Below are 23,276 nucleotides of genomic sequence, written 5' to 3'. Positions count from 1 at the left end.
GGCAGAAATTAAAGGGAGGTAAAAGCTGTGAGTTCACATGCACAAAAAAGAGGCTTTGGTGCGACTCTTTGGGACTACTTAACAACAGTGGACCATAAGAAAATCGCGATTCTTTACCTCATTGGCGGAGGTTTCTTCTTCGCCGTGGGCGGTATTGAAGCGATGATGATTCGTATCCAGCTGGCTCAACCGAATAACGATTTCGTGAGCGCAGGCCTGTTTAATGAAATTATCACAATGCATGGTACAACCATGATTTTCTTGGCAGCGATGCCGATACTTTTCGCGTATATGAACGCTGTTGTTCCATTACAGATTGGTGCGCGTGACGTTGCGTTTCCGTTCTTGAACTCTTTAGGATTCTGGCTATTCTTCTTCGGTGGAGTATTCTTGAACCTTTCATGGTTCCTTGGCGGAGCACCTGATGCTGGATGGACTTCTTATACTTCACTAGCGATTACTTCTGAAGGCCATGGTATTGATTTCTATGCGTTAGGTCTTCAAATCGCGGGTGCTGGTACACTGATTGCGGGGATTAACTTCCTTGTAACAATCATTAACATGCGTGCGCCTGGTATGACTTATATGCGTATGCCATTGTTTACATGGACAACTTTTGTTGCTTCTGCGTTAATTTTATTCGCGTTCCCTCCATTGACAGTAGGGATTTTCTTCCTAACATTTGACCGTATGTTCGGGGGTAATTTCTTCGACCATGCTATGGGTGGTAACACAATCATCTGGGAGCATTTATTCTGGATTTTCGGACACCCGGAAGTTTATATCTTGATCTTGCCGGCTTTCGGTATTTTCTCCGAAATCTTCCCGGTATTTGCTCGTAAGCGTCTCTTCGGATATTCTGCGATGGTATTCGCGACTGTCCTGATCGGATTCTTAGGATTCATGGTTTGGGCTCACCATATGTTCACAGTAGGTCTTGGACCAACAGCTAACGCTATTTTCGCGGTTGCAACAATGGCAATTGCCGTACCGACAGGCGTTAAAATCTTTAACTGGTTGTTAACAATATGGGGCGGTAGCATTCGAGTTACTGTACCGATGCTTTGGGCATTAGCCTTTATCCCTTCATTCGTCATGGGGGGTGTAACAGGTGTCATGCAGGCAGCTGCACCACTTGACTATCAATTGCACGATTCTTACTTCATCGTTGCCCACTTCCACTACGTAATCGTTGGTGGTGTCGTATTTGCGATTTTTGCCGGACTTCATTTCTACTGGCCAAAAATGTTCGGTACGATGTTAAGTGAAACATTAGGTAAGATTACGTTCTGGTTCTTTTTAATCGGATTCCATTTAACATTCTTTATCCAGCATTTCCTTGGACTTCTTGGAATGCCTCGTCGTGTATTCACTTACATGGGCGACCAAGGTTGGAATTTGATGAACCTGATCAGTTCAATCGGAGCTATATTCATGGCGATTGGTGTAATTGTTGCAGTCATCAACGTGATTGTGACTTCCGTTAAAAATGTACGTGTGGGGAATGATCCTTGGGAAGACGGCCGTACTCTCGAGTGGGCAATTCCGTCTCCACCTCCATTCTACAACTTTGCTCAAACACCACTTGTACGTGGCTTGGATACGTATTGGATTGAAAAGCAAGAAGGTAATATGAAAGGCTTCACACCTGCTGAGCCTCTTGGCGATATTCATATGCCAAATAACTCAATTATTCCATTAATTATGTCATTCGGTCTCTTTGTTGCAGCTTTTGGTGCAATGTACCGAACTGAACATGCTTGGGGATTAGTAGTGTTAATCACTGGTCTTGCCATTACTTTCTTATCTATGGCTACACGTTCGTTGAAGGACGACCTTGGTTATTACGTAACGAAAGAAGAAGTATTAAAAGAAGAAGGGGGGCGCAAATAAATGGATTTGAATACTAAATACACCCCACAAACTTGGCCGGATCATCCGGAGACGGCGACAATGGAAGCGAAAAACAAGTTCGTCGGTTTCTGGCTATTCCTTGGCGGGGAAACTGTACTATTCGCAAGTTTATTTGCAACGTACCTTGCTTTGAAAAATAAAGGCGTCACAGATCCACAGTTCTATGCCGAAGAACTATTTGAATTGCCGCTTGTTTTCGTCATGACGATGCTCCTTTTAACTTCGTCCTTAACAAGTGTCTATGCAATTCATCACATGAAGAATTACAACTTCAAAGGCATGCAAATCTGGATGGCGATTACAGCTATTTTAGGTCTTGGATTCCTTGGCTTTGAAATCTATGAGTTCAATCACTATGCACATCTCGGCTTCACTTTTGGCCATAGTGCATTCAGTTCCGCTTTCTTTGCTCTTGTCGGAACACACGGACTTCACGTTGTTGTCGGTCTTGTCTGGATCACTTTATTGATCCTTAGAAACAGAAAACGTGGATTGAATTTATATAATGCGACAAAATACTATACATTCTCGTTGTATTGGCACTTCATCGATGTTGTATGGGTCTTCATCTTTACAGTCGTTTACTTGATGGGAAAGGTGGGCTAATAAACGATGGCACATGATGTTCATATTCATGAAAAGTCGAAAGAAGAGTTTGAACTAAGCAGACGCCGCTCTAATGAAGACATGCGCAATCAGTTGACTATGTTTGCAATGATGATCTTCTTCACATTAGTTTCTTTCACTACTGTCCTTGCTGGTTTTGACAAAAACTTCATTAAGCCAATCATCTTACTATTGGCTGGTGTGCAGGTAATTTTACAGTTGTACTACTTCATGCACATGAAACATAAAGGCCATGAACTTCCTGCGTTCTTTATGTACACGGGTATGCTGATTGCCTTCTTAACTGTCTTGGCAATGGTATCGATCGTTTGGTGGTAAAAATATAAAGGTTGTCCTGAAGTCCTTAGATGGCTTCAGGGCAACCTTTTTCTTTGTTCACATTTTTGTGATGAATGCTTCAATAACACAGGATTGTCATAGTTCATTCATTGCTCAATAGTCTTAACGCCTTTATAATATAGGTACTGATGCTATAAAGGAGAGATTCATCCATGTCGATCAGTATCTTTGGTTTTCAAGCACTATGGAGCCCTTGGTATTTTGTAACAATGGTTCTCATCGTGTTACTATATTTTTTGATTACCGTTAAATGGCAGCATAAATTCGAAGGTAGCCAGCCGTTGCAACGCCGGGAAGCGATATCGTTTGTTTCGGGAATCATTGTTTTATACATTGTAAAAGGGTCGCCTGTCGATTTAATGGGTCATATTATGTTTACTTTCCATATGGTGCAAATGGCCTTTTTACTATTATTAGTACCTCCGCTTTTGTTAGGTGGAGTACCGGGTTGGCTTTGGAATGCAGTAGTGAAAAAACCGTTTATAGATAAGTTTTTAAGGATTTTCACAAATCCGATTCTATCTCTAATTATTTTCACTGCATTGTTTTCTTTCTATCATATTCCGCTTGTTCACGACACCATTAAGTACAGTGTATTACTACATGCAGTTTACACGTTCATTCTATTTACGTCTGCAGTACTTATGTGGATGCCGGTCCTTAGCAAGGATCCTAATCATCAACTTGATGGTTTAAGGAAAATGCTCTTCATCATTGCAAGTGCTGTATTAATAACCCCTGCTTGTGCGTTAATCATCTTTGCTGACGCACCTATGTATGAAACATATACGAGCGGAGAGGCATGGTTAAAAGCGATGGCGTTATGTGTACCTGCTTCAACTCTTGCCAATATACCTCCGATACCACCAGAAGTTTTTACGAATGTACCCGCCCTTTACGATCAACAAATGGGTGGAGTCATCATGAAAGTACTACAGGAAATTATCTATGGAGTATTCCTCTTTAATTTCTTTATCGCTTGGTATCGAAGCGAGAAAATGAATGCAGATGAAATTACACAAAAAACAATAGTAGAAAGACAAAGATTAGCCGCCAATAGCCGTCATATTTGATGCATTAGGGGGAAAAGGAGAAGACGTATGACAAGTTTACCTATATTACCGACAATCAGCACTTTTTTTATCGTACTTAGCGCAGTTCTTGTAGCAATTGGATGGATTTTAGTTTCCAAGCGAAAAATTGAGGCGCATAAGAAAACGATGTTTGCTGCGGCAATTGCGGCTTTAATCTTTTTCATCATTTATATGTCACGTACAATTTTTATCGGCAATACATCCTTTGGCGGACCGGATGATATAAAAATCTATTATACGATTTTCTTAGTGTTCCATATTATTTTGGCTACAACTGGAGCGGTTTTCGGTCTCGTTACGATTTGGGCTGGATACAAAAATAATTTAACACGTCATCGTAAGATTGGACCAATTACCAGTATCATTTGGTTCTTCACTGCCATAACGGGAGTAGCTGTTTATTTACTCCTTTATGTGTTTTATCATGGTGGAGAAACCACATCTGTATTCCGGGCAATTTTAGGATATTAATTAATAAGACAAAAAGAATGATCCCCGTTTGGGAATCATTCTTTTTTTCATACTCTGAAATTCATTTTAATAATGCCGGCTTCACGAGCGGTTGTGAATACTATAACTACAAATGGACCGAGAAAGAGACCGATTAGGCCAAATAGTTTTAAGCCGATAAACATGGAAATGAGGGTAGCCAAAGGAGATAACCCGATATGGGATCCCATAACTTTTGGCTCGATTACTCTCCTTATGAGGGAAAGTATAATTGCTAATATCGCTAACTTTGTACCGAATGCTGCATCGCCGCTAATGAATTGATAGGCTGCCCACGGTGCTAACACCATGGTGGACCCTAAAATCGGCAGTACATCGATCAATATAATGATAAAGGACATGACAATGGCATATTTCGGTGTAATGAAGAACAATCCTACTAATGTAACGGAAAGAATGATTAAACTGACCAATAATTGAGCCTTTAAAAAACCAAATATGACCTTATTCAACCGAGTGATCATAAATCTCATCTTCTCAGCAGTTTCTGTTGTCAGATGACGGAAAAACATCTTTTTCAGTTCATTTAATTCGAGCATAAATAAGAAGAGGGCAATCAGAAAGAATATGAAACTTATGAATAAATTAGGTATGCTCGTCAGTAGGGATGTGACAGTTTCATAGTCGAGAATAGCCAATAGGGAGTCTCGTATACTGATCAGTAAGCGATCAAGCTCACTTTGAATAGACTCCACAATCTCTATCGGTAATCCTTCCGTAAAGTTGAAAAGTGTGTTCTGAATATCAATCCATACACCAGTGAGTTTATTGAAATAATCAGGAGCAGTTTTAGTAAGTTGAATAATCTTTCCTATCATCTGTGTAATAGCAAAGTAGAAAAACATACTTATTATGGCTAAAAATAGAGAGAATAATACAATGACACTAATCTTTCTTGTAAGCTTATATCTTTTCATCGTTACTTCTACTAAAGGCTCCATCAAAAAAGCAACAAACAGGGCCAATACAATGGGAATTGAAATAGGAAGAATGAATAGCAAAAATAAAGCAAATAAAATGATGGAGCTTAGAATAATGATATTGCGTTTTGTTACCCATTTGGCCATTCCTATCTCTCCTTATCTAAAGGACAGTATTACCAAGAATTGCTTTTTTGAACGGTGGAAAGCAACTTTTACCATTAAAAAAATCCCTCTGTCAATTAACAGACGGATTTTTTAATATTGGCTTAGGCATGGATTTCAAATGGTTTAAGATCTTCCTTCAATGCTATTAAATCGTTTACTGAAGCTTTCACTAAATGATTTGGGAAATTCTCGTCATCACCATATTCTACTCCATGTGGGTAGTAGTGTTTCCCTAAAACAGGCTTTTTCAATTGGATAATGGCATTTCCAACACCAACGTCGCCTTCAATGGCCGCTCCAAATATACGTAAGTAGTAAGTTCCTTCTTTGAGGATGATTTTCTTGTCGAAAGTCGCTCTTTCATAGTCATATTGCTCGGCAAAAACGAATCCGTGTTTTGCCATGATTTCTGTAAGTAATTTTTGCTCAGCTACAGTATTTTCAATGCCGCTGTTTTCAAAGTACATGATCAAGTCCTCCTTAACTGTCGATTACCCATATCTATACCATATTATCATAGAGCAATTTTGCGGGACTTGCAATGACAACGTTGTGTCAATTAAGGGACCATTGTTATAATAACAAAAATAGCTACGAAAGGCGGGAACGACCTATGAGGATTTTTCTAAGAGTACTAATCATATTGGCCGCCCTACTTTTGGTGGCTTTCTGCACAGATCAGTCGATTAAAGAAAACAAAGTGCTCGAAGCTCCATCTTCTCCGGGCCAAGCTTTGCCGATGAACAATTCAACACCGATCCAAGGAGAAAATCCCCCTCGTCCTGAAGAGGGCTTGTCCATCCTTGTGGGGAAGGCTGCCTCCGAACTGATTAAGTTGGCGGGAGAACCGAATCGGATTGAGCCTTCTGCATATGGATATGAATGGTGGATCTATAATACTGCGTATTCCACTTTCATGATGGCAGGCATAAAAAACGGTGAAGTCAATCAGATTTATGCAGGTGGAGAAAGCTTAGACGTCATGCCATTTAAAATTGGTGAATCCCTTGATGACATTTACCGTACCACAATTCTGATCCCTGAGATCACTGTGCCCATCGGTTCGAACATTTATGTCTTCACCTTAAATGATGATGATATGGATAATCGGATGTTGGTAGCCTATGAGGGTGTGTACGCACAACTTTACGTCGATGAAGTGGATGAAACGTTAGAAGCTGTCAGGTTCATTTCTCCTGAGCCATTAGTGTTGCATAAACCATACGATATGACATATAAAGGACAATTAATGTCTGCAGAAACCCCGTCTTCTGAACTGCAGCCGGCAATTGACCTGGCAAATGAGCGTCAGCTCTTTGATCTCACGAACTTATTTCGGTTAAAACACGGTCTGTCAGTCCTCAAAAGTGATAAGGCTGCTGATGTGGCTGCAAGGCTGCATAGTGCCGACATGGCAAAACAGAACTTCTTCTCTCACGAGTCCCCGAAATACGGAGACTTGGAGGAACGGCTAACAGTTTCAGGTATCGTCTACGACGCTGCCGGAGAAAATATAGCCTCCAATTATGTGGACGCTGCAGAAGCGGTTCATGGCTGGGCCAACTCAGAGGATCACCGTGAAGTGATGATGAAGGAAAGCTTTACACATGTAGGTGTCGGGGTTTTCGGCAAGTATTATACCCAGAACTTTCTGGAGCGGGAGCCGATCATAAGTGAAACAAAATAATTATGCTTCTGTTTTTGCCGGGATCCACGTCCCGGTTTCTTCATTGTAAACACTTCTGATATGCAGCGGAATTTTGTATACTTCAGCGAAATCTGCTGCTTTTTTCTGAATGATGGTACTGCCCATTTTTAACATATCGGAAAACTGCTCATAATTCAGTCCATCGATTTTTTTAACATCTTTCGTGAACTTAGGATCTTCTGTCATGACACCAGGAACATCTTTGTAAAATTCCACAAACTTTCCATTCAAGACAGAACAGAGGACTACTGCCGTCAAATCACTTCCGCCTCTGCCAAGCGTAGTGAATTTTTGATCAAGTGTTACTCCTTGATAGCCTGGTACAACCACACAATCCACCTCATTGAATAGTTCTTTCAATTTCCTTGCATCGACACGGAGCAGGTCTGCGTCTGTAAAATTTGAATCGGTAAAGATTCCTGTTCGATGTCCATACGCAATCTCATTTGTAATTCCAGCAGCGTGAAGCTCTGCTGACATGACGGCGGAAGATATAAGTTCACCACAAGCTGCGACTAAGTCTGAAGCTTCCGGTGAAGTACAAAAACTTTTAGTTATAGAAAGAAGGCTATCCGTTGAGTAAGGCTCACCCTTTCTCCCCATGGCGGAGACGACGGCTACCACTTTCCCGTGTTGTTCGATGCCTCTTTTAATGTGATGGATACATAATTCGCGCATTTCCTTATTCCGGGTTGCTACACCGCCAAACTTTTGAACGATCATTCATTCCCCAACTTTCTTCGTGACATTTCGGAAAGTATTTTCATACGATGAAGTGTACTTGATAGTAATGTATTCGCTGATTTCCAAAATGTTCGGGAAGGAGAAAGGAATGCTCGCGTTAACGGAGCTATTAAAAGATTGGCCTTGTTTAGTAAAAGGCGGATCTGTCCGAGTTGAAGTAAAAGGCATTACGGAACGGTCTGACGAAGTCCAGCCAGGTTATATGTTCGTGGCAAGGGAAGGGAAGAAATCGGATGGACTTGGTTTTATAGATGAGGCGATTGAAAGAGGAGCAGTATGCATTGTTACTGACAGAATGACGGATTTAAAGCAAAAGGATCAAGTGGCCTATGTCTTTGTAGCGGACTGTCTTCAGTTTCTCTCCCATGCATGTGCCCGATTTGAAGGCAATCCTTCAGAGGATTTAACAGTCATTGCCGTGACAGGTACAAATGGAAAGACAACGGTGACACACTTCATCGACCAATTATTACGAAGTATGGGTGTTAAATCAGCAGTAATCGGGACTCTTGGCCTCGTTATTGACGGGATCAATCATAATCTTCCACTGCCCGCGATGACGACATTACCTCCTGTTTACCTTCATCGTACATTGCGTTATTGCCGAGATCTTGGTATTACGCATATTGTTATGGAAGCTTCTTCTTTAGGACTCTCTCAGCTTCGCCTTGACCATTGTAAGATTGATCTTGGCCTCTTTTTGAATTTGGGTAACGATCATTACGCTGAGCACGGCAGCAGACTAAAATATAAGAAGGCAAAGGAGCGGCTCGCACATCTTGCTTCTGAAGTGATCGTCAATGGGGATGATGATTTCTGTGCTTCCATCATCCGTAAAACAGATAAACCTGTCATGTCATTTGGTCAAAACCTTGAAAATGATTATACAATCGAGTTGTTAAAGTCTGATCAGTCTTTAACAGAGATGATCGTTCAACACGAGGGATTTTCAACTTTCTTTGAATTACCGGTAAGCGGAGTCCATAATGCACTGAATGCTGTCGCTGCCATTAGTGCGTTGGAGCACTTAGGGTTTGGACTGCAAGAAATCAGCAAACATATAAAAGTGTTAAAATTACCGGAAGGCCGATTACAGGAAATCAGAGGTGCAAATGGAGTACATGTGTATATAGACTATGCCCATACCCCTGATGCCTTACAGGCTGTTCTCAAATCCCTTGCACTCATTTGCAGAGGTAGGATTCTTACGGTTTTTGGCTGTGGAGGCGACCGGGATCCAGGGAAACGGCCAGAGATGGGAGAGATTGCAGCATTTTACTCCTCCATTGTTTGGATCACTTCTGATAACCCCCGTTCCGAAGATCCTCAATCAATTATCCACGACATACTATCTGGTATTGGGGAAGATACGACGAGGTATCTTATTGAACCTGATCGGGAGAAAGCGATTAAACAGGCTTTGAGTGAGGCAAGGAGAGGAGATTTTGTGTTGATTGCAGGAAAAGGGCATGAAAAGACCCAGACTTTTGCAAAAGAAACGATTCACTTCTCAGACTACGAAATAGCTGCTAAATGTTTTGAAGAAATGGACGAGGAAAAAACAGTGAGTGAGTAAATGTGGTGTTCGATTTTCCTAAAATCTGTTATGATTATAGCAGATTGGAGGGATTAACCATGATGATGACCGATACATGGACTCGCATCATTGATCAGGCCGAAGACTTATGCAGTATGATTTTAGCTTCTGAACAGGCACTTCAATACCATGAAGCCTATCATGCAGTCTATTCCGACCAATCGTTAGTCGAAGACATCCGCCTTTTCCAACAAATGAAAGAGCATTATGAGGATGTACAGCGTTTCGGACGATATCATCCGGATTATAATAAAATCATGAAGGACGTGCGCGTCCAAAAACGTAATCTCGATCTAAACGAAAAGGTTGCGAATTTGAAAGTTGCAGAAAATGAGCTTCAAGATCTTCTGGACGAGGTAAGCCTTTTAGTAGGAAAGACAGTTTCTGACTCAGTCATGGTACCTGTCAGTAATCCATTTTTTTCAACATCTTCTTCATGTGGTGGAGGATGCGGTTCAGGTGGCTCTTGTTCCTGCTCCGCTTAGTATTCAAATCGCCATCGAAATTGACCATATTAAAAGAATCTGCCTCTCAAGACCTTCTTGAGAAGCAGATTCTTTTTGTTTCTTTGCTTATTGATATTCACTCATTAGTTCCATAGCTATGTCTGGTCTGTCTGTAACAATCCCCTTGGCTCCAGCCTTCAAAAGCTTTTCCATCGTTGATTGATCATTGATTGTCCAATAATGGACAGGGATATTCAAGCCGGCGAGGAATTTGATGAAACCTTCACTATCAAGTGAAAAAACACTATGCTTCGGGGGGATTTGAAATACGTCTGCTCGTGGTTTATACAAATGGCCAAATTGGCTGCTATAGGAAGCAAAAGCTTTACGTACTTCATTTTCACCTGCCCCTAATGCCACGTTGTTCTGGGCATACAAGTTGAAGCGGTCCGTTTGCTCATCGTAGAAGCTTGTCACGACTACCCGGTTTTCAGCTCCTAGTTCTTCAATCAGCCTCCATAATTTTGAAGGTGTTAAGCTTCCTTCGTATGTATCAGGAGAATCCTTAATATCGATATTGACCAGCATTTGTGGAAATTCATTCAACAGCTCTTTTAACGTGACTACAGTTTCTCCCTGGCCACGATAAGAGAGTTCTCCATCCAAATCGATGAACCGATAACCAAAATCGAGTTTTTTAAGTTCCCTTAGCGTAAAATCCGCCACTCTTCCAGTTCCGTCAGTCGTCCGATTCAATGTATCATCATGGAATACAATGATTTCTTCGTCTTTCGTCAATCGTATATCAATCTCAAAGCCGTGTACACCAAGTTCTGCAGCTTTTTTGAATGCTGCCATCGTGTTTTCGGGAGCCAAATGGCTTCCTCCGCGATGCGCCAAAACGATTGGATGACCGTATTGCAACGCTTCTTTTTCAGGACGCACTTGTGGTTTTGCTACAGCCTTGGAACCTGCCCATGCAGCAACTCCCGCAGCTGCTATTGTAAGTGCCACCTTTGTTTTTTTCCCCATTTGGATCCTCCTCTTACGCATGCATCTATTTCTATTATAGAAGAAAGTCGAAAAACTGTCAGCTATATGCCGGTTGCAGGGAAATTCTGCCCTATGGTATTCTAAATGGTAGAAAAGAGGGGGATTGAAATGATTGAAAGACAGGGAATCATCGTTTTCTTGCACCATTTAAAACAAGCGAAATCTCTTCGGAAATACGGGCATGTGCATTATATCTCCCGCCGTATGAAGTACGTAGTCATTTACTGCAATCGCGATCAGACTGAAACTGTCCTGGAGAAAATAAAAAAGTTATCCTTTGTAAAGGACGCTGTCGAATCTTATCGTCCATTCTTGAAAACTGAATTTGAAAATGCAAAGCCAGATAAGGCGAAGGAATACGATTATAAAGTCGGTCTTTAAAACTTTAACTCATTTGCGGTAAGAGATGGTTTAAACGTAGAACCCCAGTCAAATAATGGAAGTATAAATCTTTTTCTGCAAAAGTTTTTGAAGGTTTAACCTCAACTTGAACTGGATTTATACCGGCTTTTTTGGAAGCTTCTATGAAAATTTCAACTCTCTTGGATGATTCAGGTATTCCTTCACGGCATAAGTAGATCGGCATGAACTTGCTATCTCCCACACTTTTTAAAGCAAGTGCAGCTGAATGCATTTTCTTGCCGTTAATCTCGGTAGTGAATAGGAATGTTCGGTAAATCCTTGACTGGTTGGTTTGCATAAGTTCGCAGAGTTCGAATACATCACCATATCCTTCACCGAGCTCGATAAAACGCTGAATCATAGTTATACAACCTTTCTAAAGTTCAATTAACGTCTGGTTGATACATATCATAACATGGCACGGGGTGTCCATCTTGAAATTCGCATTAAGCATAAGTTCTTTGCTCTTCTTTACGCTGATCATCCTATTAACTTTCCAGTATGAGGCATTTTCTGTAGAGAAAGCAGAACGGCCGATTAATTTTACATATAACCAAGAAATAGACATCACTTTACAGGATGGGAAATTAAAGGTGATTCAGCACCTCAGTGGCTTGCCAAAAAACAGTCTATCTATTCTATGGCCTTCTGATAGTGGACAAGCCGCTTGTGTTTCAGGAACGAACTGCGAACGGCTGTCTCCGGACTTTTCCACTATATCTGAAGGGGAGGAAAAGGAGCTGTCCGTTTCGTATGAAATCCCCTTTGAGCATAACGGGGGTTACTTCCTTCGTTCAATCCCCTTTGCATCCATCCATGGTGGAGAGGTTGACCAAACAGTTCTACATTTAACTGACCGGCAAAAGACTGGAGGAACCTGGTTGACCGGCCTACCGATGATCGGTCAGCAAAAACTGTCCTTTGTCGACTACTTCCTTTTTGCAGGTGAGGGGGAGGTAAAAGAATTGTATTGGCAACAAAAGCAGTTATCTATGACATATAAAAGCGAAAACGTTTCGTTTTATAGTAAAGAAATGCCATCAGATTTCATGAAGAAGACGTTGGATTCTGTTGCTTTTGAAAAACATACCGATCTCATTATCAGCGCTGAAAGACCAGTCGGTACTAACCGAGTATTATTCATCCGTCAAGGGAATGAAGAAATTATTAAACGTGATTTGGCGATTGCCACTATTCAATCATCGTTCAGATTGAATAACAAAGACGCTATATTACTATCAGTAATGGCAAATCTTATGACGGATCAAATGGAAGGCAACAGCCGCGCTAAGGCAATTACAGTTGAAATTAATAAGCTTTCTGAAGAACAGAGAAAAATCTACTTGAACAATTTTTGGAATCACACGGATGAAGAATTGAACGCAGCACTTTTAGATTCGCTTCTTAGTGAAGTTCTTAAAGGACCAGTCTCCTATTTTGAACGGAATGTTTCAAATAGACCCTTTTTCCCTCTTGTTCTTGATGAGTCGCGCCAAGTACAGTTTGATGGGAAGCCGTTGAATGTGGATGTCATCCGAAAAGATCAGCGAGTGTTTTATTCACTCTCGCCACTTATGGATGCGTTAGACTTTTCACTGAGTGAGGGAGAACATGGCCTATACATAGATAACGGCCAACGCTCCTTCCGCTTTCCTGTGGATGAACCGTTCTATGTTTTAAATGAGCGACGTTATGATGCACCAACGGAACCGATGATTAAAATTGCGGGACAATACTACATTGAAGAAAAATGGCTGATCCTTCTTTTCTTATTAGATGTAAAGAAGGATGCCGAAAAGATTAGCATTGAACGAATGGACGGTTTTTAAGCCGGAGAGGTTAGGTGAATGACGAATGAGAGTCATTTCAGGCAATCGGAAGGGAATGCCGTTAAAAGCTGTTTCAGGCATGAATACGCGACCTACATCGGATAAAGTGAAAGAATCCATTTTTAATATGATTGGTCCATATTTTGATGGTGGCACGGTTGTAGACCTTTTTGGAGGCAGCGGCGGACTTGCAATTGAAGCGTTAAGCAGGGGTTGCGAATTGGCCATTATCATTGAAAAAGACGCGAATGCCTATTCAACGATTATCCAGAATTTGAAAAAATGTAGATTTGAGGACTCGGCAGAAGTGTTCCGTACTGAAGCAAAGAGGGCGGTAAAAGCACTATTGAAACGCGACCTAAAGATTGACCTTCTTTTTTTAGACCCACCGTATAAAAAAGCAGAGCAATACGAACTCATCTCAGATTTGGTGGGTGGGGGATTGATGAATGAAAATGGACTTATTGTTTGCGAACACGATCCAGCTGTTGAGCTGCCAGGTACATATGGTGAATTTTCCCGCAGCAGACATGAAGTATATGGGAGTACCGCAATTTCCATATATAGCAGAGAGAAATAGGGGAGGTAGATTACGTTGTCTAAAATTGCAGTAGTTCCAGGCAGCTTCGATCCAATGACAAATGGTCATTTAGATATTATTAAAAGAGCAGCACATGTTTTTGGTGAGGTCCGCGTAGCCGTTCTTAACAATTCTGCCAAAAAACCATTGTTCACAGTAGAGGAACGGGAAGATTTAATCAGACAAGTCACTGCGACGATTCCAAACGTGAAAGTCGATTCGTTTTCCGGGCTTCTCGTCGATTATGCAAAAGAAGCAAATGCTACAGCAATTGTCAGAGGTCTCCGAGCAGTTTCTGATTTTGAATATGAAATGCAACTAACCTCGATGAACCGACACTTGAATGAAGAAATTGAAACATTTTTCATTATGACAAACACAAAATATTCTTTCCTTAGCTCCAGCATCGTCAAAGAAGTGGCGAAATACGGTGGAGACATAGATCAACTCGTCCCTCCACAAGTAGCGGAATCTTTAAAGGGAAAATTCAAAGAAGAATAAAAGCAGAAGCCCCGGGAAATTTCCGGGGTTTTTTATTATCCAATAAGAAGTTCATTGAAGCAAAGAGTAAATGAATGGAACGATCAATACATGGAGAAACCTTAAAAAGATATAAGGGCGAATTGGGATTTTAGCACTTTTAGCAATCACCAACACTTGAAGGTGGATACTTAACCCGTTTAGAGACAAAATAGCTGCAATGATATATGGGAATAGAGAAGCTTGTTCAAATAGATCTTTTGCAATTTGAAGGGCAGTCGTCATTTCAAGTGCAGAAAAAATCCCAAGTGCATAGTAATCTGCTGCCGGTCCCATGAAGTTGGCGATTAATGAAGATAAAACAGTGCTGATGGTTGCAAAGAAAATGACTGTTGTCGCAACCAGTAGGATTATATTAGAACTTTCCTTTAAACTGTCACTCAATGGGGATGGGCTCTTAAATTGCGTTTCTTGTGCGCGTTTCTTGGAGTTGTTGGTGACATGTCCGCCTTTAAAATAAACGAAAATCAATAAAATTAAATTGACCAAATGGATAATGGCTAGTAGTTTCCATCCCTCAAAAGGCTTGCCCAATAATTCGACGCCGACAAAGCCTATCAAAAACATCGGACTGGGCGAGTGACAGACGGCAAGCAAGAGACTACTGTCTTTTCGGGATAATGTCCCTGATTTAGTAAGGTAGGCAATGGCAGCTGCTCCAGTCGGAAACCCTCCGAACGCGCTAATGGCATAGGTTTTAGTGTATAGCCAGGCACGTCCTTCATTACGTTCTTTTTTGGGCAGCCGTATTAGCCATTGAGTCAAGATGAGATAAGGAAGTAAATAAGGCAACAGCGCTTCACCGAAAAGTTCTAAGCCAAAATCTGCGCCATCATGCGCAATTCCCGGTTGGAATAATAAGAGGAATATCATGCCCCATATGAACCATAATGTAAATGTCGTCAATTTGATCCCACCAATTCCAGTTATGAGGAAGCGTTCATTGTTGGATGTAATTCTAAAATGCTTTGTCAATGAATTTTCCGAATGCTACACTAATGTATATGCAACATAGGAACAGGCTATCAACGGAGGTGATGGGGACCTATGCAATTCAAAAGGATCTCTTTATTGATTTTATTGACAGCGGCTGTATCATTACTTGCTTTTTATCCACTAAATTTATACATACAAAAGCCTGGCGGAGCTTACGATTTATCCCCTATCATTTCGGTAGAGGGAGGGGATCGGGATGATCAAGGATCCATGAGCCTTATGACGGTTGCAATTGCAGACGCCACCCCAATCTCCTATTTATGGGCTAGTGTTGCGGATGACCAGGAAATAGTGAAACCGCAACAGATTAGACGACCGAATGAAGACGACAGGGAGTATGATTTCAGGCAGCTGCAACTGATGTCCGGCTCACAATTCAACGCTCTTTACGTTGCCTTCAGTAGGGCAGGAAAACCGTTTACTATTACGTATGACGGAGTTTATGTTGTAAATGTGTTGCCAGATGGAGCTGCTGATGGCAGTTTGCTCGCAGGAGATAAAATTGTATCGATTGACGGGCAGCCGTTTCAAAAGATGGAAGAACTAATCGGTTATTTAGGTGAAAAGGAAGTAGGCGATACCGTTTCGTTGCAGGTGGAAAGTGAAGGCACAGTTCGAACGGAAACGATTACGCTAAAAACCATACCTGGAACTGAACGTGCTGGACTGGGAATTGAATTTACAGAAGATCGGAATATCGAAACAAAGCCTTCAGTTTCTATTAATACCGCTGATATCGGAGGTCCATCCGCCGGATTAATGTTCACATTGGAAATCATGAATCAGCTGTTGGATGAAGACCTGACAAAAGGATATAAAATTGCTGGTACAGGTGAAATGCACACGAATGGTGAAGTAGGAAGAATCGGGGGAATCAATTATAAAATAATGGCTGCCGATCGCGCAGGCATTGAAATTTTCTTTGCTCCAGACGATGAATTGTCAGAGGAAGTGAAAAAAAGGAACCCCGATATCCTATCGAATTATGAAGAAGCAGTAAAAACGGCAGAAAAAATAGGCACAGATATGATCATCGTGCCCGTAAAAACAGTTGATGACGCGCTAAACTATTTGGATGAATTGGAACCAAAGGGGAAATCTAAATAACAATCGGAGGCGTCCGATACTCACTTCCGATTCGTTCAGCTCCATTTAGAAGACCTGAAAAATAGACGTCTGTCGCACGGATATCGATCTGTAGCATAGGATCTTGTGATGACGCTACTCGGCTGATTAGCGGAAGCTTCAATTCTTTTTTGACTGAATTCAAGTATTCTTTTCCGGTAGCATTCATTCCTAACAGCCGGATGTAGGTTGGAGATTCAAAAGACCGTAGTTCTTCCCATGTGAAATTCGTGTAGATATGGGTTAGCATTCGCTGTATTCTTGTCCACGTAAAACGTTTAGATTTCACTTTTTCCATAAAATCCAAATAACTGTTTGCGGTTTTGGCCGCTCTGTGGATCAAGTATTCGATTCCTTCCGTAACTTCGGAAAATTTTCGTAATTCTTCGGGTGAATAACGCAAAATGGTAAATCGTAGGAGCGGCCAGAAACTTTCCCAACTGGCGAAATCATATTTCTCGTTGAATGTTATCAATTCTTGTACTGAATTTTTAGGAAGGAACTGCCGGACATCTGAAAGATCCCCCTTTTCAAAGAAGGACTTTCGAATTCCGGTTGCACTTGCAATTGTCAGTTGGTCATTGATATCATCATGATATCCTGCCTGGATACGCTGAATCGTTTGCGGAATCATGGAAGAATTAATTTGTTTAGCTGATTCCACGTAATGATATCCTAATATGTTATTTGGTCTGGACAAGTCTGCAAATGGACCAGTTTGTCCGTCAGTCAACCTTTCGTAAGCCATATTTAACGCTTTAGGGTAGCTGATGCCGGTGGCGATTTCTTCTTTTATATAATTGTTATATCGTTTTGCTTCTTGACTTAGAAGATGGTGCGTTCTCAAGAATGGCTGGATGTCACCAACTTCACTGCCGAAGCAAAATGCATCACAGAATAATGCATCTAATAAGGTGATTGCACCTTTTGCGAAATCAGAGGCTTGGGCAGTAGCATACACATAAGGAAGTTCTATAACAAGATCTGCACCGCCTTGAAGAGCCATTTTAGTACGTGTCCACTTGTCTACAAATGACGGTTCTCCTCTTTGGAGGAAATTACCGCTCATGACAGAGATGATGACATCCGCATTTGTCTTTTTTCGTGATTCATTGATATGATGTTTATGTCCATTGTGGAACGGATTGTGTTCTGTGATAATCCCAGTAGCTTTCATAATAATTCTCCCCGATCAAAACGTTGTATTTAGAATTATACGTGGTCAGCATTTTGGTGACAAGAAAATATCTTGACATCCTTCTTAGCTCATTATATAATCAACTTTGTTGTCTTGAGGTGATAGACATGAAATGGTCCCTTCAGCAATTGCAAAAATATAGGGCAAACGGCATGCAAATAGATGAACAAGTCCTTTTGGATGACGTAACAAAGAGAAACCCGGAAATACGGGCAATCTCTCCTGTCCAAGTACAAGGGTTCTGTACAATCGGAGCCCGATCAATGACCTGTCATTTTAAGCTTTCCGGTACAATGACCCTTCCGGATGCCAGAACATGGGAGGACGTAGAATACCCATTCTCCGTAGAATCGGATGAACAGTTCAGCTGGGATGACTTAGCTGAAAAGGCAGATGAGGTCCATGCTGTAAGTGGTGAAATCATCGATCCGACACCGGTTTTCGAAGAAATGGTGTTATTGGAAGTCCCGATGCAAGTGTTTAATGAGGACGAAAACGCTCCTGAACATGAAGAAGGCAACGGTTGGTCCTTTTCGACAGAAGAGGCATTTGCTGAAAAGATGAAAAATGAAAAACCAAAAGTGGATCCAAGACTGGCTGATTTGGCCAAGTATTTTGATCAATCCGAGGAATAGCTCTGTTAGGAGGTGTCACCAATGGCTGTACCATTTAGAAGAACTTCTAAAACTGTTAAAAGAAAACGCCGTACGCATTTCAAACTACAAGTGCCTGGCATGGTTGCATGTCCAAACTGTGGTGAAATGAAATTGGCTCACCGCGTATGTAAATCTTGCGGTCAATACAAAGGAAAAGAAGTAGTGAGCAAATAATTCAGTATTTGTTCCTGAAAGGCTATCAAGAGACCATGGCTCTTGATAGCCTTTTTCTATATACATATTAACTAGTTTCTTCAAAGAGGGGATGTCTCTTATGTCTTATGTGTTAACAAACGATCAAGGAATATTGAAGTTTGTCATCAATCGTCCAGAAAAGAGAAATGCCATTAATTTTGAAGTGATGGATGGCTTAGAAAGAGCAGTTGAAATTGTGATGAATTCATCCATTCGTTATCTGGTGATTTCTGGAGAAGGGGACAAGTCTTTCTGTTCAGGGGGAGACTTATCTGAATTTCATTCTTTGAAAACGGAAGAGGAAGCTTATTCTATGTTAAGTCGAATGGCTGACATCCTTTATCGAATTGCCACATTGCCTATACCGGTCATTGCATTAGTAAATGGAAGTGCAGTAGGCGGTGGTTGTGAGATTGCGACCGCCTGTGATTACCGGATTGTTTCGTCTGAAGCAAAATGCGGATTCATTCAAGGCTCTTTAGGAATTACGAGTGGTTGGGGTGGGGGAACTTATTTAATCGAAAAGTTTAGTCATACTGACAGGATGTTAAAATTTTTAAGTGAAGCAACGCCTTTGGATTCAAAGGAACTTCTTCAGATCGGATGGGCATCAGATGTCTATTCTAATGATCATTGGGGTGCCTTCACCCAATTCATTCAACGAATGGAGTCTGTTGATCCTTCCGTCCATCGGGCATACAAAGAAATAGCGATCCGTAAATGGCAACAATCTGAATTGAGAGAACGGATCGAAAAAGAAGTAAGACGTTGCGCCATTCTTTGGGAAAGTGAAGTGCATGAACAGGCTGTGCAAAATTTTCTATCTAAAAAGAAGTGAACGAAGTTTAGAATAATATGTTTTTTGACCTCCTATAACGCTTCTATTTCAATGTATTCCGCATATATTATTAAAAAACGGCGGGGTGATAGAGTGACGGTCAAGAAACGGAAGGATAACTGGACAAAAGAGGATGATTTAGTATTAGCTGAAACAGTCCTCCAATGTGTCCGTGAAGGTAAGACCCAACTATTCGGCTTTGAAGAGGCTGCACGTAAACTTGGTAGAACGAAGCAAGCATGTGGATTCAGATGGAATAAAAACTTGAGGGAAATTTATAAAGCGGAGCTTGATGAAGCGAAGCGTAAACCGGAAAATCATGTCCGATCACATTTGAAAATGGCCATTACGAGCTATGACCAACTTTCGGAAGCACATTTGAAATTAAAAAGGGATTATGAAAAGCTTTCCCAAGATCATCACCGATTGCTATCTTGGTTGTCGAAGGGATTCGAATTGACCAGCAGGAAGGATTGATGAAGGTAGGGGTTCAATTGTTAGAGATTGAACTCCTTTTTTGTTTTCAATTATCCAATAGTTGAAAACGGTTTCATGTTTCGTATAGACTAAGATAGATGGGAGTTTCATAGTTTAAGGCAATTGGGGGAATTTGATTGAAAAAAGTATTGATAGCGAACCGTGGCGAAATTGCACGCAGGATTATTAGGACTTGCAAGTACATGGGGATTCAAACGATCGCAGTATACTCTGAAGCCGATGCAGAGCTTCCATTTGTGAAGGAAGCGGATTTTGCTTTCCTAATTGGAAAGGGACCCGTTCAGCAGTCCTATTTAAAGGGAGAGGAACTAATCGAATTGGCCGTCCGTGAAGGGGCGGATGCAATCCACCCGGGTTACGGCCTGCTATCTGAGAATGGGGATTTTGCGAAAAAGGTCGAAGAGGCTAATTTGGTATTTATCGGTCCTAATGCTGATACAATTCGTTTAATGGGGGATAAAATCGCTTCACGAAAAACGATGATAACCGCAGATGTACCGGTCGTACCAGGAACTGATGACGGGATTGACACATTAGGTGATGCAGTGGAAGCTGCAAAGAAAATCGGATATCCAGTCATGTTGAAGGCTAGTGCTGGCGGTGGCGGTGTAGGAATGATTCGCTGTGAAACTGAGCAAGCGCTCGTTCAGCAATTTGAATCTGTCAAAAATCGAGCGAAAGCATATTTCGGCAGTGATTTGGTGTTTATTGAAAAATTTGTTGTCGGAGCCAGGCATGTAGAGGTTCAAATCTTTGGAGATCATTCGGGAAATATTGTTCACTTGTTTGAGAGAAATTGTTCTGTACAACGTCGGAATCAGAAAGTGATTGAAGAATCACCTTCACCAGCTTTGTCTGATCAAGCAAGAAATGGATTATTCGAAGCTGCAGTGAAAGCTGCAAAGGCAGTGAAATATACGAATGCCGGAACGGTGGAATTTATTGTTGACCAGGACGAGACATTCTACTTCTTAGAAATGAACACACGTCTACAAGTCGAACATCCTGTTACAGAGGCTGTTACGAACTTGGATCTCGTTGAATGGCAAATACGAATTGCTTCAGGTGAGGAACTGCCTATTAAGGAACAAAACGAGATTCCACTAAAAGGTCATGCAATTGAATACCGGATCTATGCAGAGGATCCAGAAAAGTTCATGCCTTCCCCAGGGAAAATCACATTGATTCATTGGGATGGCCAGCATGCCCGTATCGATAGTGGATACGAAGAAGGGAATCAAGTGACACCTTTTTATGATCCGATGATTGCCAAAGTGATCATCCATGGCGAAAGTCGTGAAGAAGCAATTAATAAATCAAAAGAGTTCTTTAAAGATGCATCCATCGAAGGGGTTAAGACAAACGTTCCGTTCTTCCGGGAATTTGTCGAATCAGAGGAATTTAAAAACGGGGATTATGCAACCGATGTGATCGGGAAATGGCAGCAATCAAAGAAAGGGGTTCTTTAATATGAAAACATTGAATTCAACTATGGCAGGTACAGTTTTTAAAGTAATGGTAAGCGCAGGGGAAGAAGTGTCGGCTGGTCAAACGGTTATTGTTTTGGAATCCATGAAAATGGAAATACCGGTTGATGCAGAGTTTAATGGGAAAGTGTCTGAAGTGTTAGTAGCCGAAGGGGATTTTGTAAACGAGGGAGACGCAGTCATTTCATTCGAAGCATAAGAGAATACACAAAGGGGGGTCCCACATTGACTACTACTACAGGATATCATGATCGTCTGGAACAAAAATTGAAAGAGATTTTTGCTGGTGGTCATCCGAAATATCATGAAAAATTGAAAGAGCAAAATAAGATGTTTGTCCGTGAAAGACTGGAGCTCCTTTTCGATAATGGGGAGTATTTGGAAGATGGTAGATTTGCCAATTCGGAAGCAGGTGATCTGCCAGCTGACGGTGTTGTAACAGCAATGGGGAAAATTGATGGCCGTACAGTCTGCGTTATGGCGAATGACTCGACAGTAAAGGCAGGTTCATGGGGTTCCAGAACTGTTGAGAAAATTATTAGAATCCAGGAAATTGCGGAAAAAAATCGTGTTCCAATGCTATATTTGGTGGATTCAGCTGGCGCTAGGATTACGGATCAGCTGGATATGTTCCCTAACCGCCGGGGAGCGGGAAGGATTTTTCATAACCAAGTAAAGCTTTCAGGTTTCATTCCTCAAATCTGTCTTCTTTTCGGTCCTTCCGCTGCAGGAGGTGCTTACATTCCTGCATTTTGTGATGTTGTCATCATGGTTGAGGGAAATGCCTCTATGTATTTGGGTTCACCACGAATGGCAGAAAAAGTGATTGGGGAGAAGGTATCACTCGAGGAGATGGGCGGTGCCCGCATGCACTGTACGGTCAGTGGGTGTGGGGATGTATTAGTTCAAACTGAACAGGATGCAATTGAAGAAGCAAAACGATTCCTTTCTTATTTCCCATTAAACTTTGAGGAAAAACCACCGATTAAGTCACCTGCTTTACCGAAAGCAGGCAGGGAACTAAAAGACATTATCCCGGAAAATCAGAATGCGCCATTCGATATGTATGAAGCGATAGATGCACTAATTGATGAAGGAAGCTTCTATGACGTGAAGAAATTGTTTGCTCCAGAACTCATCACTGGAATTGCGCGGATTGACGGACAGCCAGTAGGCATTATCGCTAATCAGCCAAAAGTGAAAGGCGGCGTTCTGTTCGTGGATTCAGCTGATAAAGCAGCTAAATTCATCCAACTTTGTGACGCGTTTTCGATTCCACTTCTCTTTTTGGCTGATGTACCAGGATTCATGATTGGAACGAAAGTAGAGCGGGCTGGAATTATTCGTCATGGTGCTAAACTGATTGCTGCAATGAGTTCTGCAACTGTTCCGAAGATTTCTGTGGTCGTCCGAAAAGCATACGGAGCAGGACTCTATGCGATGGCTGGTCCAGCTTTTGAACCGGATGTATGCATTGCACTTCCAACGGCCCAAATCGCTGTTATGGGACCTGAGGCTGCTGTTAACGCAGTATATTCCAACAAAATTGAAGCGATTGAAGATCCGAAAGAACGCATGGCGTTTGTGTTAGAAAAACATCAGGAATATAAGGAGCAAATCGATATATACAAACTTGCATCTGAAATGATTGTTGACGAGATAGTAGCTCCTGGAGATTTACGGAAGGAATTATCGTTGCGCTTAAGTTACTACAGCACGAAAGAAATTCAAGAGGTGCATCGAAAACATCCGGTTTATCCTGTATAATTTAATAAAAGTGAAAAAGGTCTGCCAAATTGGTGGGCTTTTTTC

27 protein-coding genes are annotated in these 23,276 nt (G+C 41.4%); 20 read left to right on the top strand and 7 right to left on the bottom strand.

The genetic code is table 11. The features are described 5' to 3' along the window. Positions 1–27: 27 nt before the first annotated feature. The 5 genes from ctaD to ACFOZY_RS02670 all read left to right on the top strand — a co-directional run bounded on the left by ctaD (position 28) and on the right by ACFOZY_RS02670 (position 4,445). The gene (gene ctaD / locus ACFOZY_RS02690) at positions 28–1,893 is read left to right on the top strand and encodes a cytochrome c oxidase subunit I (protein ID WP_378151972.1); all 1,866 of its coding nucleotides are present in this window, start codon (positions 28–30) and stop codon (positions 1,891–1,893) included. Beyond that, on the top strand, positions 1,894–2,520 hold the full coding sequence (locus ACFOZY_RS02685; RefSeq protein ID WP_378151970.1) for a cytochrome (ubi)quinol oxidase subunit III: 627 nt from the start codon (positions 1,894–1,896) through the stop codon (positions 2,518–2,520). Between the two features lie 6 nt (positions 2,521–2,526). Further along, complete coding sequence (ctaF, locus tag ACFOZY_RS02680) at positions 2,527–2,859, top strand: cytochrome c oxidase subunit IVB (RefSeq protein ID WP_378151968.1); 333 nt, start codon at positions 2,527–2,529, stop codon at positions 2,857–2,859. Between the two features lie 173 nt (positions 2,860–3,032). Continuing rightward, positions 3,033–3,953, top strand: a complete 921-nt coding sequence (ctaG, locus tag ACFOZY_RS02675) for a cytochrome c oxidase assembly factor CtaG (RefSeq protein WP_378151966.1) — start codon at positions 3,033–3,035, stop codon at positions 3,951–3,953. A 27-nt stretch (positions 3,954–3,980) separates the two neighbouring features. Beyond that, positions 3,981–4,445, top strand: coding sequence for a DUF420 domain-containing protein (locus ACFOZY_RS02670; protein WP_378151964.1), 465 nt, complete (start codon positions 3,981–3,983; stop codon positions 4,443–4,445). Positions 4,446–4,492: 47 nt separating this feature from the next. Here ACFOZY_RS02670 and ytvI read toward each other — a convergent pair whose 3' ends face one another. Both ytvI and ACFOZY_RS02660 read right to left on the bottom strand, forming a co-directional pair. Next, complete coding sequence (gene ytvI / locus ACFOZY_RS02665) at positions 4,493–5,551, bottom strand: sporulation integral membrane protein YtvI (RefSeq protein WP_378151962.1); 1,059 nt, start codon at positions 5,549–5,551, stop codon at positions 4,493–4,495. A gap of 122 nt (positions 5,552–5,673) precedes the next feature. Continuing rightward, complete coding sequence (locus ACFOZY_RS02660; RefSeq protein WP_378151960.1) at positions 5,674–6,039, bottom strand: YugN family protein; 366 nt, start codon at positions 6,037–6,039, stop codon at positions 5,674–5,676. A gap of 146 nt (positions 6,040–6,185) precedes the next feature. Here ACFOZY_RS02660 and ACFOZY_RS02655 point away from each other — a divergent pair, with 146 nt between their 5' ends. Continuing rightward, positions 6,186–7,259, top strand: a complete 1,074-nt coding sequence (locus tag ACFOZY_RS02655) for a CAP domain-containing protein (RefSeq protein ID WP_378151958.1) — start codon at positions 6,186–6,188, stop codon at positions 7,257–7,259. On the opposite strand, the gene ACFOZY_RS02650 is transcribed toward ACFOZY_RS02655, so the two are convergent. Further along, positions 7,260–8,003, bottom strand: coding sequence for an amino acid kinase family protein (locus ACFOZY_RS02650; RefSeq protein ID WP_378151956.1), 744 nt, complete (start codon positions 8,001–8,003; stop codon positions 7,260–7,262). A 67-nt stretch (positions 8,004–8,070) separates the two neighbouring features. On the opposite strand from ACFOZY_RS02650, the gene ACFOZY_RS02645 reads away from it, so the two are divergent. Beyond that, the gene (locus ACFOZY_RS02645; RefSeq protein WP_378151954.1) at positions 8,071–9,600 is read left to right on the top strand and encodes a UDP-N-acetylmuramoyl-L-alanyl-D-glutamate--2,6-diaminopimelate ligase; all 1,530 of its coding nucleotides are present in this window, start codon (positions 8,071–8,073) and stop codon (positions 9,598–9,600) included. A 59-nt stretch (positions 9,601–9,659) separates the two neighbouring features. Then, positions 9,660–10,106, top strand: a complete 447-nt coding sequence (locus ACFOZY_RS02640) for a YlbF/YmcA family competence regulator (protein WP_378151952.1) — start codon at positions 9,660–9,662, stop codon at positions 10,104–10,106. Between the two features lie 87 nt (positions 10,107–10,193). Here ACFOZY_RS02640 and ACFOZY_RS02635 read toward each other — a convergent pair whose 3' ends face one another. Then, positions 10,194–11,099: a glycerophosphodiester phosphodiesterase gene (locus ACFOZY_RS02635; protein ID WP_378151950.1), complete on the bottom strand. Its 906-nt coding sequence runs from the start codon at positions 11,097–11,099 to the stop codon at positions 10,194–10,196. A 129-nt stretch (positions 11,100–11,228) separates the two neighbouring features. On the opposite strand from ACFOZY_RS02635, the gene ACFOZY_RS02630 reads away from it, so the two are divergent. Next, positions 11,229–11,501, top strand: a complete 273-nt coding sequence (locus ACFOZY_RS02630; protein ID WP_378151947.1) for a YlbG family protein — start codon at positions 11,229–11,231, stop codon at positions 11,499–11,501. Positions 11,502–11,505: 4 nt separating this feature from the next. Here the strand turns inward: ACFOZY_RS02630 and ACFOZY_RS02625 are convergent, their stop codons facing one another. Continuing rightward, on the bottom strand, positions 11,506–11,883 hold the full coding sequence (locus ACFOZY_RS02625) for a DUF7147 family protein (RefSeq protein ID WP_378151945.1): 378 nt from the start codon (positions 11,881–11,883) through the stop codon (positions 11,506–11,508). A 73-nt stretch (positions 11,884–11,956) separates the two neighbouring features. Between ACFOZY_RS02625 and ACFOZY_RS02620 the strand changes: the two genes are divergently transcribed. The 3 genes from ACFOZY_RS02620 to coaD are packed head-to-tail and all read left to right on the top strand — an operon-like array spanning position 11,957 to position 14,432. Beyond that, positions 11,957–13,351: a hypothetical protein gene (locus ACFOZY_RS02620; RefSeq protein ID WP_378151943.1), complete on the top strand. Its 1,395-nt coding sequence runs from the start codon at positions 11,957–11,959 to the stop codon at positions 13,349–13,351. Positions 13,352–13,376: 25 nt separating this feature from the next. Further along, positions 13,377–13,931, top strand: coding sequence for a 16S rRNA (guanine(966)-N(2))-methyltransferase RsmD (gene rsmD, locus ACFOZY_RS02615; protein WP_378151941.1), 555 nt, complete (start codon positions 13,377–13,379; stop codon positions 13,929–13,931). A 15-nt stretch (positions 13,932–13,946) separates the two neighbouring features. Continuing rightward, entirely contained in the window at positions 13,947–14,432 is a 486-nt protein-coding gene (coaD, locus tag ACFOZY_RS02610) for a pantetheine-phosphate adenylyltransferase (RefSeq protein ID WP_378151939.1), read from the top strand. Positions 14,433–14,483: 51 nt separating this feature from the next. Here coaD and ACFOZY_RS02605 read toward each other — a convergent pair whose 3' ends face one another. Beyond that, positions 14,484–15,377: a hypothetical protein gene (locus ACFOZY_RS02605; protein WP_378151937.1), complete on the bottom strand. Its 894-nt coding sequence runs from the start codon at positions 15,375–15,377 to the stop codon at positions 14,484–14,486. A gap of 141 nt (positions 15,378–15,518) precedes the next feature. On the opposite strand from ACFOZY_RS02605, the gene ACFOZY_RS02600 reads away from it, so the two are divergent. Continuing rightward, entirely contained in the window at positions 15,519–16,574 is a 1,056-nt protein-coding gene (locus tag ACFOZY_RS02600; protein WP_378151935.1) for a SepM family pheromone-processing serine protease, read from the top strand. Here ACFOZY_RS02600 and ACFOZY_RS02595 read toward each other — a convergent pair. Then, positions 16,567–17,769 (bottom strand): nucleotidyltransferase, encoded by a 1,203-nt coding sequence (locus ACFOZY_RS02595; RefSeq protein ID WP_378151933.1) that lies wholly within the window; start codon positions 17,767–17,769, stop codon positions 16,567–16,569. The two genes, ACFOZY_RS02600 and ACFOZY_RS02595, sit on opposite strands and share 8 nt — an antisense overlap. 128 nt (positions 17,770–17,897) lie before the next feature. On the opposite strand from ACFOZY_RS02595, the gene ACFOZY_RS02590 reads away from it, so the two are divergent. From ACFOZY_RS02590 to ACFOZY_RS02560, 7 genes are all read left to right on the top strand, one after another. Beyond that, positions 17,898–18,425 (top strand): YceD family protein, encoded by a 528-nt coding sequence (locus ACFOZY_RS02590; RefSeq protein ID WP_378151931.1) that lies wholly within the window; start codon positions 17,898–17,900, stop codon positions 18,423–18,425. Positions 18,426–18,446: 21 nt separating this feature from the next. Continuing rightward, positions 18,447–18,620, top strand: coding sequence for a 50S ribosomal protein L32 (gene rpmF, locus ACFOZY_RS02585; RefSeq protein ID WP_378151929.1), 174 nt, complete (start codon positions 18,447–18,449; stop codon positions 18,618–18,620). 100 nt (positions 18,621–18,720) lie between these two features. Beyond that, complete coding sequence (locus ACFOZY_RS02580) at positions 18,721–19,479, top strand: enoyl-CoA hydratase/isomerase family protein (protein WP_378151927.1); 759 nt, start codon at positions 18,721–18,723, stop codon at positions 19,477–19,479. Positions 19,480–19,572: 93 nt separating this feature from the next. Next, a complete protein-coding gene (locus ACFOZY_RS02575) occupies positions 19,573–19,956 on the top strand; it encodes a hypothetical protein (RefSeq protein WP_378151925.1) in 384 nt (127 codons plus the stop codon). Between the two features lie 137 nt (positions 19,957–20,093). Beyond that, positions 20,094–21,446: an acetyl-CoA carboxylase biotin carboxylase subunit gene (locus ACFOZY_RS02570; RefSeq protein ID WP_378151923.1), complete on the top strand. Its 1,353-nt coding sequence runs from the start codon at positions 20,094–20,096 to the stop codon at positions 21,444–21,446. Position 21,447: 1 nt separating this feature from the next. Beyond that, complete coding sequence (locus ACFOZY_RS02565; protein ID WP_378151921.1) at positions 21,448–21,663, top strand: biotin/lipoyl-binding carrier protein; 216 nt, start codon at positions 21,448–21,450, stop codon at positions 21,661–21,663. A gap of 26 nt (positions 21,664–21,689) precedes the next feature. Beyond that, positions 21,690–23,231 (top strand): acyl-CoA carboxylase subunit beta, encoded by a 1,542-nt coding sequence (locus ACFOZY_RS02560; RefSeq protein ID WP_378151919.1) that lies wholly within the window; start codon positions 21,690–21,692, stop codon positions 23,229–23,231. Positions 23,232–23,276: the final 45 nt, after the last annotated feature.

Source organism: Chungangia koreensis, assembly GCF_042651785.1.
Classification (GTDB): Bacteria; Bacillota; Bacilli; order Bacillales_A; family Planococcaceae; genus Chungangia; species Chungangia koreensis.
This window is presented reverse-complemented; position numbering and strand designations above follow the sequence as displayed.

Bases quoted from the DNA above. Each gene is read 5' to 3' on its own strand.
- ACFOZY_RS02685 (WP_378151970.1), top strand. From the start codon at position 1,894: ATGGATTTGAATACTAAATACACCCCACAAACTTGGCCGGATCATCCG.
- ctaF (WP_378151968.1), top strand. From the start codon at position 2,527: ATGGCACATGATGTTCATATTCATGAAAAGTCGAAAGAAGAGTTTGAA.
- ctaG (WP_378151966.1), top strand. From the start codon at position 3,033: ATGTCGATCAGTATCTTTGGTTTTCAAGCACTATGGAGCCCTTGGTAT.
- ACFOZY_RS02670 (WP_378151964.1), top strand. From the start codon at position 3,981: ATGACAAGTTTACCTATATTACCGACAATCAGCACTTTTTTTATCGTA.
- ytvI (WP_378151962.1), bottom strand. From the start codon at position 5,551: ATGGCCAAATGGGTAACAAAACGCAATATCATTATTCTAAGCTCCATC.
- ACFOZY_RS02660 (WP_378151960.1), bottom strand. From the start codon at position 6,039: ATGTACTTTGAAAACAGCGGCATTGAAAATACTGTAGCTGAGCAAAAA.
- ACFOZY_RS02655 (WP_378151958.1), top strand. From the start codon at position 6,186: ATGAGGATTTTTCTAAGAGTACTAATCATATTGGCCGCCCTACTTTTG.
- ACFOZY_RS02650 (WP_378151956.1), bottom strand. From the start codon at position 8,003: ATGATCGTTCAAAAGTTTGGCGGTGTAGCAACCCGGAATAAGGAAATG.
- ACFOZY_RS02645 (WP_378151954.1), top strand. From the start codon at position 8,071: ATGTATTCGCTGATTTCCAAAATGTTCGGGAAGGAGAAAGGAATGCTC.
- ACFOZY_RS02640 (WP_378151952.1), top strand. From the start codon at position 9,660: ATGATGATGACCGATACATGGACTCGCATCATTGATCAGGCCGAAGAC.
- ACFOZY_RS02635 (WP_378151950.1), bottom strand. From the start codon at position 11,099: ATGGGGAAAAAAACAAAGGTGGCACTTACAATAGCAGCTGCGGGAGTT.
- ACFOZY_RS02630 (WP_378151947.1), top strand. From the start codon at position 11,229: ATGATTGAAAGACAGGGAATCATCGTTTTCTTGCACCATTTAAAACAA.
- ACFOZY_RS02625 (WP_378151945.1), bottom strand. From the start codon at position 11,883: ATGATTCAGCGTTTTATCGAGCTCGGTGAAGGATATGGTGATGTATTC.
- rsmD (WP_378151941.1), top strand. From the start codon at position 13,377: ATGAGAGTCATTTCAGGCAATCGGAAGGGAATGCCGTTAAAAGCTGTT.
- ACFOZY_RS02600 (WP_378151935.1), top strand. From the start codon at position 15,519: ATGCAATTCAAAAGGATCTCTTTATTGATTTTATTGACAGCGGCTGTA.
- ACFOZY_RS02595 (WP_378151933.1), bottom strand. From the start codon at position 17,769: ATGAAAGCTACTGGGATTATCACAGAACACAATCCGTTCCACAATGGA.
- ACFOZY_RS02590 (WP_378151931.1), top strand. From the start codon at position 17,898: ATGAAATGGTCCCTTCAGCAATTGCAAAAATATAGGGCAAACGGCATG.
- rpmF (WP_378151929.1), top strand. From the start codon at position 18,447: ATGGCTGTACCATTTAGAAGAACTTCTAAAACTGTTAAAAGAAAACGC.
- ACFOZY_RS02580 (WP_378151927.1), top strand. From the start codon at position 18,721: ATGTCTTATGTGTTAACAAACGATCAAGGAATATTGAAGTTTGTCATC.
- ACFOZY_RS02565 (WP_378151921.1), top strand. From the start codon at position 21,448: ATGAAAACATTGAATTCAACTATGGCAGGTACAGTTTTTAAAGTAATG.